We start from the raw sequence: 14,097 nt of genomic DNA on the forward strand, positions 1-14,097 counted from the left end.
ATGCAATTCAGCTCAAAAACTTCAAAAGTCTCAGCAAAAAAGGACAAAATCATGTTTGCAGCAGTCAGCAACAATACACAAAAATCAACCAGTTGGGTTAGCAAAGTTGTCTCCCGTTTCGCGCAAAAAACAGCACCACTGCCCACATTGTCTCAGGCAATGGCTGGCCGCTCCATCGCCGACAGCAAATACCAGGGCATCCGCCAGATTCCACTTAGCCAAATTAAAGGCACCGCTAGCGACTGCCGTAGCCATGACTTCGATGAAAATTTCCGCATGACAAACAAACACAACCGCAGCCGCCTGGATGGTGTGCGCCAAGCCCGCCAGCAGCTCGCTTCTTTGCCTCCTATTTCACTGGTCGCCGTTGGCAACGACTATTACGTGCAAGACGGTCACCATCGCGTCTCCGTTTTTAACGAATGTGAACAAGACAGCATCACCGCTCACGTGACCGTTCTAAAACTGAGCTAGATAAAGAATTAAGCGAATATAGGAGTTTCTGGCAGCAAATTATCGTAGAAATTGTCATTCTGAATGGAGCGGAGCGCAAGGAAGAATCCCATTCAACTTGGTTGGGATGCTTCACTTTGTTCAGCATGACAATGTTGAGAGGTTATTCGCTAGGCGTATCTTCTTCCAGGCCAATGGCCATGAGATAGCCACGGGCACGTTCGGTGAGAGGATATTGGTTCACCAATGCCCAAAAGTTGGGGCCGTGATTGGATTCTTCCAAATGGGCCAACTCGTGAACGACTACATATTTCAGTACCCAGTCGGGCATCTTGGCCAGCCGGTGGCTTATGCGAATGGTGCCCAGGCTGGGCGTGCAGCTGCCAAATCGCTTGTTTTGGTTGGTCACGTAACGAATGGATTGCCATTGGAGACGGCCGTTAAAATAGGTATCGTTCAGCGACTGGGCTATGCGCTCTAACTCTTCGTCCGTTTTGGGAGTGCGGGCCATTTTGTTACGCAACCGCTTTTGCAGCTTTTCGATGATGCCATTTAGCTCTTTTTGGCTCATGCGGGCAGGCGCACGCACCACCAACTCTCCGTTTTTTAGTTCAGCACTTACCGTTTTTTTGCGCTTCTTGCTGCGCACAATTTTTACGGGCCACGCTTCTTCTTCACTCATAGCTTTGTAAACCTGACAGCATATGCAAGCAACTTGTCAGAGAATTTCACGCAAAGGCGCAATGCCGCCAGAAAACTTCTTTCTTCGCGTCTTTGCGTGAGGTTTTTAGATTAGTCTGTTGATTCTTCGCTTTTCTTGAGGTAGCGGTAGCCCCGATTCCAGTAGATGAGCGGTGCTTCCCCCACGCCAGGCGTGCCAGAAGCCTCTACCTTGCCGATGTAGATGGTGTTGGAACCAGCCTCATACCGATTTTGAATGGTGCAGTCCAGCCAGGCCAAGGCATTTTTGAGGATGGGTGCGCCAGTAACGGCCGTTCCCCAATCCCCCACCGCAAATCGATCTTCATCTTTAATCCAGGCAAACCGATTCGACAGCTCGCTCATCTCCTGCGATAAAATGTTCACGGCAAACACCGTCCCCTCTTGCTCCAGCATTTGGTATCCAGAGGCACGATGGTCAATAGCAATCATAATCATGGGCGGCTCTGGCGAAATAGAGGCAAAAGCAGAGACCGTAAGGCCGTGGGGCTGCTCCTGGTTCGGGGTTTTAATGGTGACGATGGTGACGCCTGCCGGAAATTGGCGCAGTGCTTCTCGATATTTCTCAGACGTGACGGTCATAATAAATCCTTTGGTTGTTAATCGACAATCATCTACTTGTCAACCGACAGTAGGGTAAAATGTTACAGCATCCCTTACACGTAACTGGGAATTGGTAATCCTAAAAAGGTGCGCGACACTTTGGCGATGTCGCGCAAACCGCGAATGTGGGCAGCTAATTCAATGTGTCCGGGGCCAATTAGCAATGTTGGCACTGGATTACGCGTATGCTGCCGCTGGTCTTTCTCCTCAATATTACCATGATCACTAGTGAGAATGAATAATCCATTTTGATCGTCCCAAGTTTCAAGCAAGCCGCCGAGCACGGCGTCAATCATTTCCAGATGGGCTGCTGCCTCAGCCAGCGAGCCACGATGTCCTGCGCGGTCGCTGGGCCAATGCTCAAAGAAGCTAAAGTGGTAATTAGGGGCGATGCGGGCAATTTGCCGCCCGGCACCTGCCAGGGTGAGCAGCGGAATGTCATCATACCCCAAATGATCATGCCAGCCTTGCCCGGTGAAGCCGGGGCTGACGGCACGGCCGTTCCGAAGATCATCTGCCGTCATCAAATCCAACCCAGCCTCTGTGGCTGCTAATGGCACAGACGAGAGTAGCCGCTTGCCACTTTCTATGGCATCAAAATATCCTCGTGGATACGGCGTAATGAGTGCTGCCTGTCCACCTGCATCCATCACCTCCTGAAACAGTGTTCCCTCGGCAATGACCGCGCGCACGGCAGGGTTTGGCTTGGGGCCGTAATGCTCCCCCACTAGCTGCGGCACGTTGCGCCCTGTAAGAATTGTGGCTTGGCCAGTGGCGCTTTGCGGCTTCTTGGGCATATCCAAGTTGGCATCTGTGGGGATTAAACTGGCTCGCTCAGTAAGTATCGGCTTACGCGTGAGATACCAGCCATCGCCCAACAGCCCAGCCAAATTGGGCAGGTTGGCGGTGACAAAAGGATTCACAGCGGGATCATCCCCGCCCAATCCTACGCCATCGAGGAAGAAAATGTGTACGTAACGGCCGTTTTTCATAGGGTTCCAGTTTGCAAGTTTGCGAATTGAGCGAGTGTAACTTTGGGAATGGTGGTTGGCAAACGGCCGTTTTATGTGCGGAAGATACCATCTTCGGCTTTGTTGACGGCTCGCACAATTCGCTCAAAGCTCTTCCAGAGTGCATCTTCATCTTGCGGCGTGGCAACGGCTGTTTTGGCAAATGCCAAACTTGCCTTGACCAGGCTAAACGCAGGGCTCCAGGTTGGTGGTGAACCACCCTCGGCTCGTAATGATTTAGCGTCAGCAATAAGTGAATCTAGCTGAGGCTGCCAATTCTTGAGTGGCTTGGGCTTTTTTGCAGTTAGCTTTGCTAAAGCACCAGGCTCTAAACTGGTGATTATTTTTCCGTTTCGCTTGGCTGCCATATAGGTTTCTTTGAAACCCGCTGCCATGTTTGAACCAATCATGATGTTTCCACCGCGAATCAATCCATCATAAATAATTTGTTCCTTAAAGGGCAACAAAACCGTTTCTACGAAAACGGGCAGCATTTGTTTGGGAATCATCTCGTCAAAGCTGTTGTGAAGTGCCTGAACACCGTAAACCTGATCACCATCAATAAAGATGGCGTGCTTTTTCAGTAACCGTTCCATGACAAACCGACCTTGTACCCGCTGCCGCCAACTATCCACAATCTCTAGGTGTTCTGGGGAAAGGCTGTCCGGATTTTCAGACACATACTGGGTGATCAGTGTGGGTTCTGCCCACAACGCATCTCTAACGGCCGCTTGCTCCTGTAAATCTCGTGCCTTGTAATCGTCAAGTGACGCCACGTTGGACAGAATACGTTTTGCTTGATTAACATAAAGCTGCAATGGAAACATAAGATCGAAAAACAGATTAGCATCTTTTTCTGAAATTTTCATTTTGTCAAACCTCCCAAATTTGAATGAATTATACTCGCTTTGGATCGGTTTCTGCTCGAACGGCCGTTAACATACAAAAATCTGGGGGTAAATCCCGCAGCCCGCCATCACCGCCACCTGGCAAGCTGACAACGAAGGACTGTACGGCGTCTTCAACGTCTCTTCTGTATAAAAATTCCTACCCTACTTCCCACCCAACCATGATTATGTTAAAATGACTGCCAACGTTATGTATATTTACTCTGGGAAAGATGTATGACCACAAAGGCAGAGTTCTTACAAAATCATCCACTGTTCAAATATCTGGAAGAAGATCATATTGAAGCCCTCACCCAAATTACAGATGAGGTGCAGTATGAAAACGGGGGCATGGTCGCCTTTCAGGGAGATGTGGCGGATAGTTTGTACATTGTCAAGAACGGCCGTCTCTACGCCGAAACCCGCCAGGACGACATCGCCAACAACTCTTACGTCGTTGAAACCAGAGATTATTTAGCCAACGACTATTTTCAGGATGATTGGCTGTTCGAGCCAAACGTTCATCCCGCCAACATTAAAGCCAAATCCCACCGGGACAAGCCCGCCACCGTTCTCATCATCAGCGGCACTAATTTTGTTCGCTTCCTGCTGCAATACCCAGATGCCCTACCTCTGCTGGAAACCGAAGAGGATGAGATAGAAGGCCAAATCGTCACCGTTGCGGGCCTCTCGCCATATGCTTACGAAGAAGCACAAAAGCTATTTTCCACCGCCAAGCGCAAACGCACCGTCATCAGCATTTTGCCAGATGAGCTGGTGGAGTATAGCTCCCGGCGCAGCCGCCTTTACTTGCTCGTACAAACCTTTTTCCCCGTTTTGGCCATGCTGCTACTGCCTACCCTCCTATTTTCTTTCTTCAACTCGCAGCCGCTTGGGACGTTTTTATACAACCTGCGCTTTTGGGTGTCGGGCTTCTTTTTTGTGATTTTGCTCCTGGTCGTACTGTTCCAGACACTTGACTGGTCTAACGACTACTTTGTGATCACCAATAAGCGCGTGGTGCATCGGGAATTTGATCTGCGCACCTTTCGAGTTGACATAAAAACGGCGCGGATCGACCAGGTACAAAGCGTGGAGATCGCCAAGCCAACGTTTATCTCTAACCTGCTTAACTTTGGTACGGCGCGTATCACCACCGCTTCCGCCTTTGGCACCATCTTCTTCGACAATATCGACAATCCAATCGAAGTAAAAGAGACGCTCAACCGCCAAAGCCAGCTTGTCAAATCGCTAAATGCCAGCAGAGAGCAGTCGCTGATGCGCGAAACGTTTACCGAGCATTTTGCCGTAAAGCCCCAATACCAGCCCATTGGTGACAAAGCAACCGAGTTGCCGCCAGCCCAACCCATCCGCCGTAGAGGACTGCTTTGGCGGCTGCGCCAGCGGTATTTCTGGCGGGTAGAAGAAGAAAACGCCATCATTTATCGCAAGCACTTTATTGTGGTCATCATCGAGTCGGCTATTCCTTTGGGGCTGGCCCTGCTGGGGGCCATCATCACCTTTATCTTGATTCGCTTCTTTGCCTTTACGTTCCGCCAACTGCTGCCTGCGCTGATTTTTTTCTACTCGCTCGATTTGCTCTGGCTTATTTGGCGCGTGGAAGATTGGCGCAACGATATGTTCCAGCTAACGGACCGGCTCATTGTGGATATTGACAGACGGCCGTTTGGCTTTGGCGAGAGTCGAAAACAGGCACCGTTGAGCAATATTCAAAATGTGAATGCGTACACGCCGGGCCTCATCCACACCATCTTTAACTACGGCAATGTAGAAATTGAAACCGCCGGGGCCGAAAGCAACCTCGTCTTTGAAGATATTCCCTACCCCAGCGTTATTCAGAGCGACATTTTTGCCCAGCTAGAAAATATGCTGGACCAGCAACGCCGCCGCAATCGGGGAACCCGCCACAAAGAGTATGCCCTGCTGATGGATGTGTACAAACAGACGGTTGAGCAAGACCGCATACCAGACCGCACCCCCGGCGATGTTCCGCCCCTGCCCTAACCCTGAGTTCCGATGATTTTAGTAACTGGTGCAACTGGCTTTGTCGGCCGTTCTTTGATGGCCTGGCTAGAGCGAGAAGGCATTGCGGCACGTGCCTACGAGGGACGCATGAACAATCCCATCACGCTGCGCGAGGAGCTGGAGGGAATTACCACGGTTGTGCATTTGGCCAGCTCAGAGGCGCGGGGGCGCAACCGGCTGCTAAACCATGTGGATGTGGATGGCAGCGAGCGGCTGGTGGAGGAAGCGCGTCGGACAAGCGTGCGGCGCATTATTTTTGCCAGCCGCATTGGCGCAGATCCGCTCAGTATGCACCCGCTGCTGCAAGCCAAAGGGAAAGCGGAGCGCATCATTCAACAAAGCGGGCTGGAGTACACGATTTTGCGGTCATCGTCGCTGTACGGCCGTAACGACCGCTACTTTGAACTGATTGTGGGGCTGGCTATTTGGAGCTGGCCATTTGTGTGGTTGCCCGGCGGCGGTAAGATGGGTATGCAGCCGCTTTGGGTAGAAGATTTTGTACGCTGCCTGGTTAAAAGCCTCAGCCGTTCTACGCTCATCAACAAGACAATAACCATTGCTGGCAGCGAGCAACTGCCGTACGCCACGCTGGTGCAGCAGCTGCTGGATGTGGCCGGGTATCGCCGCATTCCCTTGCCCATCCCCATGCTCATTTTTCGGCCGATTACTCCGATGCTGTTCAACTGGTGGTATTGGCCAGCCGTCAGCCGTTACTTCATGGATCGCTTTTTTGTGCCAGAAGTGGCTGACCACGACGCCGTTTTTCGCCAATTTGGCTTCCAGCCCGCCCGCATTCGGGACACTGTAAGCTATTTGCGTCGTTCGGGACTAGCTTTTCGCATCTTCCGCCATTAAAATAGAGTCATCATGAAACGGTGGGGGCTGTTATTTTTGCTGATTTTATTGCTGGGCTGTAGAGCTGAAGAACGGCCCTCTACACCCACACCATCTGCCACCCCCATTCCACTCACCGAGACCCCAACCGCCACGCCAACGCTCATTCCTACCAGCACCCCCAGCCCCACGCCAACCGCGACGGCCACGCCGACACAAACGCCAACGCCTGAACCGAGCGAAACGCCCATGGTAACCCCCAGCCCAACGACGCTGCCAACGAACACACCTGCGCCGGAAATGGCCGTTCCCACAGTTACCCAACAAACCACCGTCACGCGCTGGCAAGGCGTGGCTGAATACAGCTTCTTTAGCCAATCCACGCAGCAAGAGATTTTCTTCACCCTCTACACCCCCCCCGGCTACGATCAATCGGACGAGCGATACCCGGTGCTTTACTTTTTGCACGGCAGCCAGGGGAGCCACATTTTGTTCTGGAATGCGATTAGTCGGGAAGTGGAAGCCGCCAACGAGGATGCGGGGGCGTGGCTGTCACAGCTTATCAACAGTGGCGAACTGCCGCCGTTTATTGTGGCAGCTCCCAGACGCCCCGCTGCCTTCGGTGCCTGGGACACAGCCAACGAACTGTTGGTGACGCAGGAATTTATTGCCGCGGTGGACGGCAACTGGCGCACCATTCCGAACAGAAACGGCCGTTCCATCGCAGGTTTCTCTCTTGGGGCAGCTGGATCAATGCGCTACGCTGCCCAACGCCCCGACCTGTATTGCAACACGATGCCCATGGCGGAAAGCGGCGTGGATGATGCCGCCAGCCTGTGGAAACAAAACGCGACGGCCGTTCTGGACAGCGGTTTAGAGGTGTTCCTGGCGGTGGGTGAACTGGATATGCGGGCGGTCGATGCGAGTACGGCCATTGCCGACCTGCTCACCCAACTAGGCATTCCCCACCAGCTGCAAATCGTCCCTGACGTGCCCCACAACTTTGGCCAACTGTACAACCAGATTGGCGTCCAGGCGCTCCAGTTCCATGCCAGCTGCTGGCAGAATTAATTGTGAATTATGGCCAACGAGCTTCTGCTGACACTTAAAAATTCAACATGACGAAGCAGGCGACGCACCCAAGCCCGGGCCGCAGCGTAGTTGTAAACTATCCAGAAAGCAGCATAAAAAGATAGCCTTTTCATCCTAGTGGGTCTTTTGATAGTCTAAACAAGGGTGGGGGTTTTTGACCGGTGTATTTTCCTCATACTGAAAAGAATTGTAAGAGCTACAATTATTGGAGCCAGTGCGACCATAATACTTGTAAAAGTTGGAGTCGGTGCCACGCCATTAATAATATCTTTGTTAATAAACTGACCAGACATATTTACTATGTTGAACACTAGTAAAATATAGGTGGATTTTTCAAATGCTTTGAACATTTTGTGTGTTTGCTGTTTTACAGTCAATACCCACATCACAGCAAATGTAAAGATAATTGTGAATTGCATAACACTGAATCCATAATGCCACCATCCAGCGAATGACATTACGCCATATTCAGGATCTAAGACCCCGCGAAGGTTGTCATGAATCCATAGATAATGAGTGTAAGAATTGAGTAATATGGAGAATAGAAAGCTATAAAATACTGTTTTAAAAATCGTTGCCTTCTCTAAAAAAATAATTACCTTTTTAAGTGCGAGGTAAATATGATAATTGAGAGGTGGTAGTAGTAAAGAATCTCCAATTAGAAGTGCGGGAATCAAGACGAATGGTTCATTATACTGAGAATTTATCCAAAAGGTTTTTGTTAGTATGCTCATGATCAGCATTGGAATAAACCCTAAAAATAAAGTAGCTAATGGTATGTAAATTTTGGCTTTCAATTTAGAATTCCCTTTCATCTTCAAAAACAGGAGCAACTACTTAGACAAGCGAACTCTCATGGTCGAGCGCAATTTTAGCAAAGAAATCGCATGTCTTGTCGAGAACGTGAATAGTTACCAAATTTGTTTATTCTGGGGTTTTTGCCTCTGATATCAGTAATTCTTTGCGTTGCTCTCTTATTTCCTGGAGAGCAGTGTCTCTTGACTTCCGCCAAGAATATATCAAGATTTCACCAGTGATGAGAGTTGTAATTATGATAGCGTATGCAACATTGGTTCCCCAATCAATATTGAGGTTATTAGAGTATATAGCGAGAGCAAAAGCGGCACACTCAAGAGATAATGTTGCTGCAATTCTTACAAGCAATGGTTTACCCACGTAGTAATCAAATAAAACATCAGCCTCTTGTTCAACTAAAGGAATGTTAGTGCGGTAGTTTTTTTGATGTAACTGTATATTGAAGTTTCTAATTACTATAGCTTGTCCATACATATCAAAAATACTATATATAGCCGCAATTCCAGCATAATAAATTATGTTAGTTACATTAGCTATTAGTAATCCAATAAATATGGACAGGGCTATTATTGCGAGGTAAACCTTTCCAGAAACTTCGGTGATTTGCATTTTTTCAGACTTCAATACATTGTCAAGTAAATCCAACTCAGTTCTAACCGCTTGCAGATATAAGAACGACATGGCTAAAGTAACTAGTAACAAAGTAATGGTTAGTGCTCCTCTAATCACATTTTGTTGCAACAAATCTAGTAGCATATCTTTGGACAAAAGAAATGCTGCAACAGTAAATGCTATTGCCATTGCATAATTAATATAATCTGCTAGTTGTTCGCGTAATTTTGACATTGTATTTTCTCCTTATGATTAGGGAAAATGGGTAAAGATACAAAGAAGGTGAAGAATGAGGGTTGTTTCATTTGCTTGATGCTGTTTAAACTCATGATTTTCTCTTCGAAGAAGATACTGTGACGTTGTTTCTGTAAATTTTGGCAGGAGTAAGCCATGAAGTAACCAGAAGATCATCACAACCTTTAGGAGAAAATCACGACCCACCAAGCGAATTGTGCCTTACCAGAAGAATCACTTAAACAACATATTTGGCGTAAGTTATGTGTATGATAGGACTGGCATTGTACTTCTAAACTTTTTGTAATTTAGAATTAGATATTGATAGTATAGACACATCCAGCCTATTTCTCTATCAATTTTTTGGTCAAATGTCACAAAATCACCTGCAAAATCTCATGATTTTGTAAAGATCAAGTTCAGCCTTTGTGGATTGCGCGCCGTCATGCTGCCAAAGCCAATCGCTACCGGCGGTGCGCCTGCCGCCAAAAAGTCAAGCAGCTCGGCGGGCGGCTGCCACTGCTCATTTTCGTCCAAAAACCAGTAGCCCGCTGTGTGAAAGTTGGCAGGCCAATCGGCCGGATGTGGCACCACGCTGGGACTGTAGCCGTGAATAATCGTCATTTTTCGGCGATCTTCGCGGTTTTCGGCGCGAGTTTGGGCGGGCATATCCAGCATTTCCGTGCGTACCCGGTTGGCAATGTCTCCGTACAGGCTCCAGGCGGCCGTTTCAATAAAAAATTTGCCAAAACAATAATTGATCCAGCTACTTCGTTTGGGGAGCGGGGCATTGAGGAGGGTACGGCCGTCTTTCGTGGTAAACATCGTCGGCTGTAGCGGCGTACTCACATGCGGCACCCCCAGCTTGTGTGCCATTCCCACCGCGTAGACATCTGAGGTAAAGCTGCTCACGATGAGATCGCTACCCTGGCAAGCCTCCCAGGCGTCGCTGGCAATTTGCATCCCGTGTTTTGCCAAAAGCTGCCCCATGATACGCAGCTGCAGTACCGGGTTGTGTCCCTTTTCCACCCAATCGCGCCCGCCCTCGCTGGCCATCATCGCCTGCATATCAATCTGCGTCGGCAGCGGGACGAGGCCATGCTGCTCAATCCAATCGGCAAAATTGGCCCCTGCCAAAACCCGAACCGTGTAGCCACGCTGGCGCAACGCTTTGCCCACCGCCACCGCTGGCTGCACATCTCCCCGCGTTCCAGATGCAATAAAAGTAATTACGCTCATGCCGCAATTCTACGATTTGATGATTTTCTGGCCAATTTTGCGTGACCTTAAAAAAATGACAGTTTTAGAAATATACCATTTGTAGGGGCGTACCCCCGTGTGCGCCCAAAAGCGGGTAGACACGGGGGTCTACCCCTACCGACAAAATCGTTAATCGCCTGGTTACTTGACAGAAAAATTGGGAAGGTGTATATTTTGATTGAACGCTTGCTCAATAGAAAATTATGCCAAGAACAGAAAAGCAAAATGAAGCGATTCGGGCAGCGACCCGAACCAATATTTTGAACAGCGCCATGCGCCTGTTTGCCCAAAAAGGGTATGCCCACACCACCACCCGCAACATCGCTACGGCCGCAGGACTCTCGGTGGGGCTCATGTACCATTACTTTGCCAACAAGGAAAGTTTGCTGCAGGCCGTGTTTGATTTTGTGATGGCGCGGATTGATGAACGAATAACGGCCGTTCTGCAAACCAGTCCGCCCGGTGAGGTGTTACCCAACCTGCTGCACGCCATTTTTGATTTGCTGGCCAGCGAACCGCAATTTTGGGCATTGTTTTACATGCTGCGCACCCAACCCGCCATCATGTCCATTTTGGGGGATGATTTTCGCCAGCGAACAGCGGCACTGCGCGGCTGTTTTGTAGATGAACTGGCACAAGCAGGCTGGCCGCAGCCCGAACTAGAAGCCTACTATCTGTACAGCGTGGTCGAAGGCGCGATTCAACAATATTTGTTGGACCCGCCCAACTACCCCCTGGCAGATGTTGTCGAAAAAATGATTACACAATTTGGAGGTAAACATGAACCAATATGAAGTTTCAGTATCACGCATCATAGACGCCCCACCCGAAGCCGTCTATGCCGTTTTTGCAGATTATCATCACAGCCACAACGCCATCTTGCCCAAACCATACTTCACCGAAATGATTGTAGAAAAAGGGGGCAACGGCGCAGGTACGGAGATCACCGTACATATGAGTGTCTTTGGCAACAAGGCCACTTACCACATGGTGGTCACCGAACCAGAACCGGGGCACGTGCTGCAAGAAGAGGATAAGGCCGCTGGCGTTATCACCACCTTTACCGTTGACCCGGTAAGCAACGGGCAGGCGTCTAGAGTAACCCTGCATACCCACGCCCGCACCGCACCCGGCGTGCGTGGCTTCATCGAGAAGCTGATCACGCCTCCCATTTCGCGCAAAATTTACAATGAGGAGCTGGACCTGGTGGAAAAATATGTGACAAGCGGTGAGATGGCTAAGGCTTAAAAACTTTGCGCCTTTGCGTGAGATTCAATGGCAACTTGTTCGTAAACTCGATTAACGGCCGTACCCTGCCCAACTACCTCGCTCTAACGACGTTGCGCAACGCCATGATCGCCCCAAAATGAAGTGCTTCGTGGTACAAGTTGAAAGCGGTGGCATCTTCAAATGTCGGTAAGTCAAACTTAGTAGTTGTACTGTAGGGCGTGTAATTTTGGAACCGCTTGGTCGCCGCGTCGGCAATGGTTTGGGCTGTGGTTTCCGTCAGGAGCTGCCGCAATTCAGCCAAATCTGGCGTGGCTGGCCAATCGGCAGGGGACGTGCCGGGGGAAAACTGCCGCACGTGCTCCCGCCGGGTCAACGTTGGCAACCCAGACAGCCGGTAAATGAGCGATTGCTGCACCACAATGAGATGCCCAAGGTTCCAGGCAATGTTGTTGTCGAACCCGTCAGGCATCCGCAGCAATTGCTCATCTGACAGCGTATTGATAATCTGCTCAATGTAAGCACGATTCTGTTGAAAAATAGGCACAAATTTCATATTTACTCTCTTATCGTAACGTTTGGTTTAGTTATGGTTTGGCTCCTGGAGAGCCGAGGGTAATGAGAAGATACCGTCTGCATCAGGCGGGAAGGCCACAAAACCCGTCACAGCGTCTAAATTGAGTGGGCCGTAAATATGGGGGAATTGGTGACCACTTTCGTAGCAATCTTCGTAGACGAGTTTGGCCGTTAATTTGGTGGGATCAATCGTGAGCAAGATGAGGTCGGTTTGCCCAGCGAACATTTGGTTAGCGGGCATCAGAACCTGCTCGACGGTTGAACAGTGGATAAACCCTTCGCTTTCTAATGAATCGGCGCGGTATTCGCCAGCGGTAACGGCCGTTTGCCATGCTTTCTCGGTGATAATATGCAAAATAATCATCTGCCGATTATCGCTGAGAGGAATTCAATCGCCAACGGCCGTTTGCGACTCAATTCGTCAGAAAATACAAATATGTCAGGCAAAGGCGCAAAATGGGGGTTAGCTCCTGCACGGCACATAAGTCCATGAACTGCTGCCACTTGGCCACGTCCAAATCATCCAGCCGCACCAGTTGGGTCACATAGCCGCCAGTCCCTATCGCTTGTCGCGCATAGGCCAGATGGTTTGCCCACTCAGCCGCTGGCCACTGGAAACGGCCGTCATCCAACAACAGATGCACACCCAACTTATTATCGTTAAACTGTGGCAAATCAGAAGTTGGGCGGCAAGCTAGGAGGCATAGCAGAAGCAGGAAGAGTAAGAGAGGGAACGGCCGTTTCGTTGCTACCACTTGTTTCTGCTAGCTCCCCAACTAAAAGGATTTTTTACGGGAACAGCTCACCCTTTTCAGCTTCTGCTCGATGGCTCAAGCGAAAATACAGCCACAAAATGAATAGCCCATAACCCACCGTCACCAGAGAACTCACCAACAAATAGCCAAAATCGTAAGGATGCAGGCGAATACCAAACAAAATGACGGTGCTCAACGTTAAGAGGCTCAAGCCGAATGAGTACAAAATGGTTTCCTTGCGCTGGCTTAGGGGGAGGGACTGCCAGGCGGGGAATTTTAAGATCACAATCCCTCCAACGGCTGGTGCCAGAAGCAACATTAACCACAGAAACACGGAGGAAAACGTATCGAAGAGGTTATCCGGCGTACTGAGCCCCAAGATTGCGTAAGTAATGACGGCTCCCAGACCAACCAGCAGAAGCTGGTGCCATTTTTGCAAGCTGGCAGCGGTTGCCCTTGCCTTCTCATTCAATTCTGGATAATCGGAGAAAATCATATTTTGTTTCATCATCCTGTCCTCAAATTCTATTCTTCAGCAGCGATCACCTTCTGGATTGCGGAGGCAATCTGCGGCTCTTGGAAAATTAAGATATTTCGCTGGCAAAATTTTGCTAACAAAAGACGGCCGTTTTCAGTCAGGCGAAAATACCGTCGTGGTGGCCCTTTATCAGATTTACGCAACTCACTTTGAATAAGCTGGTTGTCTTCAAAACGCTTAAGCGCACGATAAATGCTCTTCTCATCAACCTTGATGGTCTGGTGACTCATTTCGGCAATAACGGCCGTCATTTCATAGGCATATAGTTCATTTTCATGTAGAAGCAGCAATATCCAAAAAGAGAGCAACCCTTTTTTGTAAACATCTTCCCATTGAGCAAGTAAATTTTCTATTTCCAAAGAGTGCCATCTCCCCGGTATTCTACCAATGGTTGAATACCAATGTGAATAGAATACAAAAGATTATCTTTGGTG

18 protein-coding genes are annotated in these 14,097 nt (G+C 49.4%); 6 read left to right on the forward strand and 12 right to left on the reverse strand.

Annotation, left to right across the window (positions count from 1 at the left end; translation table 11 throughout):
- Positions 1–51 precede the first annotated feature (51 nt).
- The gene (locus ACOQPU_RS14150) at positions 52–474 is read left to right on the forward strand and encodes a hypothetical protein (protein WP_420645743.1); all 423 of its coding nucleotides are present in this window, start codon (positions 52–54) and stop codon (positions 472–474) included.
- A gap of 142 nt (positions 475–616) precedes the next feature.
- On the opposite strand, the gene ACOQPU_RS14155 is transcribed toward ACOQPU_RS14150, so the two are convergent.
- From ACOQPU_RS14155 to ACOQPU_RS14170, 4 genes are all read right to left on the reverse strand, one after another.
- Entirely contained in the window at positions 617–1,135 is a 519-nt protein-coding gene (locus ACOQPU_RS14155; protein WP_420645744.1) for a SprT-like domain-containing protein, read from the reverse strand.
- A gap of 110 nt (positions 1,136–1,245) precedes the next feature.
- Entirely contained in the window at positions 1,246–1,755 is a 510-nt protein-coding gene (locus ACOQPU_RS14160; RefSeq protein WP_420645745.1) for a flavin reductase family protein, read from the reverse strand.
- A 74-nt stretch (positions 1,756–1,829) separates the two neighbouring features.
- Positions 1,830–2,768 carry a metalloenzyme domain-containing protein gene (locus ACOQPU_RS14165; protein ID WP_420645746.1) on the reverse strand — a complete coding sequence of 313 codons (939 nt, stop codon included), beginning with the start codon at positions 2,766–2,768 and terminating at the stop codon, positions 1,830–1,832.
- A gap of 71 nt (positions 2,769–2,839) precedes the next feature.
- Positions 2,840–3,655, reverse strand: a complete 816-nt coding sequence (locus ACOQPU_RS14170) for a hypothetical protein (protein ID WP_420645747.1) — start codon at positions 3,653–3,655, stop codon at positions 2,840–2,842.
- Between the two features lie 255 nt (positions 3,656–3,910).
- Between ACOQPU_RS14170 and ACOQPU_RS14175 the strand changes: the two genes are divergently transcribed.
- From ACOQPU_RS14175 to ACOQPU_RS14185, 3 genes are read left to right on the forward strand one after another with little or no spacing between them, the layout of a single operon-like run.
- On the forward strand, positions 3,911–5,698 hold the full coding sequence (locus ACOQPU_RS14175; RefSeq protein WP_420645748.1) for a hypothetical protein: 1,788 nt from the start codon (positions 3,911–3,913) through the stop codon (positions 5,696–5,698).
- 12 nt (positions 5,699–5,710) lie between these two features.
- Positions 5,711–6,574 carry an SDR family oxidoreductase gene (locus tag ACOQPU_RS14180; protein ID WP_420645749.1) on the forward strand — a complete coding sequence of 288 codons (864 nt, stop codon included), beginning with the start codon at positions 5,711–5,713 and terminating at the stop codon, positions 6,572–6,574.
- Positions 6,575–6,586: 12 nt separating this feature from the next.
- Positions 6,587–7,624: an alpha/beta hydrolase gene (locus tag ACOQPU_RS14185; protein ID WP_420645750.1), complete on the forward strand. Its 1,038-nt coding sequence runs from the start codon at positions 6,587–6,589 to the stop codon at positions 7,622–7,624.
- Between the two features lie 155 nt (positions 7,625–7,779).
- Here the strand turns inward: ACOQPU_RS14185 and ACOQPU_RS14190 are convergent, their stop codons facing one another.
- The 3 genes from ACOQPU_RS14190 to ACOQPU_RS14200 form a co-directional block, all read right to left on the reverse strand.
- A complete protein-coding gene (locus ACOQPU_RS14190) occupies positions 7,780–8,442 on the reverse strand; it encodes a hypothetical protein (RefSeq protein ID WP_420645751.1) in 663 nt (220 codons plus the stop codon).
- Between the two features lie 127 nt (positions 8,443–8,569).
- Positions 8,570–9,307, reverse strand: a complete 738-nt coding sequence (locus ACOQPU_RS14195) for a hypothetical protein (protein WP_420645752.1) — start codon at positions 9,305–9,307, stop codon at positions 8,570–8,572.
- Between the two features lie 396 nt (positions 9,308–9,703).
- Entirely contained in the window at positions 9,704–10,546 is an 843-nt protein-coding gene (locus ACOQPU_RS14200) for a glycosyltransferase (RefSeq protein ID WP_420645753.1), read from the reverse strand.
- A gap of 224 nt (positions 10,547–10,770) precedes the next feature.
- On the opposite strand from ACOQPU_RS14200, the gene ACOQPU_RS14205 reads away from it, so the two are divergent.
- Positions 10,771–11,361, forward strand: coding sequence for a TetR/AcrR family transcriptional regulator (locus tag ACOQPU_RS14205; protein ID WP_420645754.1), 591 nt, complete (start codon positions 10,771–10,773; stop codon positions 11,359–11,361).
- Positions 11,348–11,815 carry an SRPBCC family protein gene (locus ACOQPU_RS14210; protein ID WP_420645755.1) on the forward strand — a complete coding sequence of 156 codons (468 nt, stop codon included), beginning with the start codon at positions 11,348–11,350 and terminating at the stop codon, positions 11,813–11,815. The genes ACOQPU_RS14205 and ACOQPU_RS14210 overlap by 14 nt, the downstream gene beginning before the upstream one ends.
- Before the next feature lie 73 nt (positions 11,816–11,888).
- On the opposite strand, the gene ACOQPU_RS14215 is transcribed toward ACOQPU_RS14210, so the two are convergent.
- The 5 genes from ACOQPU_RS14215 to ACOQPU_RS14235 are packed head-to-tail and all read right to left on the reverse strand — an operon-like array spanning position 11,889 to position 14,022.
- A complete protein-coding gene (locus ACOQPU_RS14215) occupies positions 11,889–12,350 on the reverse strand; it encodes a DinB family protein (RefSeq protein ID WP_420645756.1) in 462 nt (153 codons plus the stop codon).
- A gap of 27 nt (positions 12,351–12,377) precedes the next feature.
- A complete protein-coding gene (locus tag ACOQPU_RS14220) occupies positions 12,378–12,734 on the reverse strand; it encodes a DUF952 domain-containing protein (protein WP_420645757.1) in 357 nt (118 codons plus the stop codon).
- Between the two features lie 49 nt (positions 12,735–12,783).
- Positions 12,784–13,125: a hypothetical protein gene (locus ACOQPU_RS14225; RefSeq protein ID WP_420645758.1), complete on the reverse strand. Its 342-nt coding sequence runs from the start codon at positions 13,123–13,125 to the stop codon at positions 12,784–12,786.
- Between the two features lie 34 nt (positions 13,126–13,159).
- Positions 13,160–13,636, reverse strand: coding sequence for a hypothetical protein (locus ACOQPU_RS14230; RefSeq protein ID WP_420645759.1), 477 nt, complete (start codon positions 13,634–13,636; stop codon positions 13,160–13,162).
- Between the two features lie 14 nt (positions 13,637–13,650).
- On the reverse strand, positions 13,651–14,022 hold the full coding sequence (locus ACOQPU_RS14235; protein ID WP_420645760.1) for a PadR family transcriptional regulator: 372 nt from the start codon (positions 14,020–14,022) through the stop codon (positions 13,651–13,653).
- Positions 14,023–14,097: the final 75 nt, after the last annotated feature.

The organism is Candidatus Leptofilum sp., from assembly GCF_965223285.1.
Lineage (GTDB): Bacteria > Chloroflexota > Anaerolineae > Promineifilales > Promineifilaceae > Leptofilum.

Bases quoted from the DNA above. Each gene is read 5' to 3' on its own strand.
- ACOQPU_RS14210 (WP_420645755.1), top strand. From the start codon at position 11,348: ATGAACCAATATGAAGTTTCAGTATCACGCATCATAGACGCCCCACCC.
- ACOQPU_RS14150 (WP_420645743.1), top strand. From the start codon at position 52: ATGTTTGCAGCAGTCAGCAACAATACACAAAAATCAACCAGTTGGGTT.
- ACOQPU_RS14180 (WP_420645749.1), top strand. From the start codon at position 5,711: ATGATTTTAGTAACTGGTGCAACTGGCTTTGTCGGCCGTTCTTTGATG.
- ACOQPU_RS14175 (WP_420645748.1), top strand. From the start codon at position 3,911: ATGACCACAAAGGCAGAGTTCTTACAAAATCATCCACTGTTCAAATAT.
- ACOQPU_RS14230 (WP_420645759.1), bottom strand. From the start codon at position 13,636: ATGATGAAACAAAATATGATTTTCTCCGATTATCCAGAATTGAATGAG.
- ACOQPU_RS14165 (WP_420645746.1), bottom strand. From the start codon at position 2,768: ATGAAAAACGGCCGTTACGTACACATTTTCTTCCTCGATGGCGTAGGA.
- ACOQPU_RS14200 (WP_420645753.1), bottom strand. From the start codon at position 10,546: ATGAGCGTAATTACTTTTATTGCATCTGGAACGCGGGGAGATGTGCAG.
- ACOQPU_RS14195 (WP_420645752.1), bottom strand. From the start codon at position 9,307: ATGTCAAAATTACGCGAACAACTAGCAGATTATATTAATTATGCAATG.
- ACOQPU_RS14215 (WP_420645756.1), bottom strand. From the start codon at position 12,350: ATGAAATTTGTGCCTATTTTTCAACAGAATCGTGCTTACATTGAGCAG.
- ACOQPU_RS14205 (WP_420645754.1), top strand. From the start codon at position 10,771: ATGCCAAGAACAGAAAAGCAAAATGAAGCGATTCGGGCAGCGACCCGA.
- ACOQPU_RS14220 (WP_420645757.1), bottom strand. From the start codon at position 12,734: ATGATTATTTTGCATATTATCACCGAGAAAGCATGGCAAACGGCCGTT.
- ACOQPU_RS14155 (WP_420645744.1), bottom strand. From the start codon at position 1,135: ATGAGTGAAGAAGAAGCGTGGCCCGTAAAAATTGTGCGCAGCAAGAAG.
- ACOQPU_RS14170 (WP_420645747.1), bottom strand. From the start codon at position 3,655: ATGAAAATTTCAGAAAAAGATGCTAATCTGTTTTTCGATCTTATGTTT.
- ACOQPU_RS14160 (WP_420645745.1), bottom strand. From the start codon at position 1,755: ATGACCGTCACGTCTGAGAAATATCGAGAAGCACTGCGCCAATTTCCG.
- ACOQPU_RS14185 (WP_420645750.1), top strand. From the start codon at position 6,587: ATGAAACGGTGGGGGCTGTTATTTTTGCTGATTTTATTGCTGGGCTGT.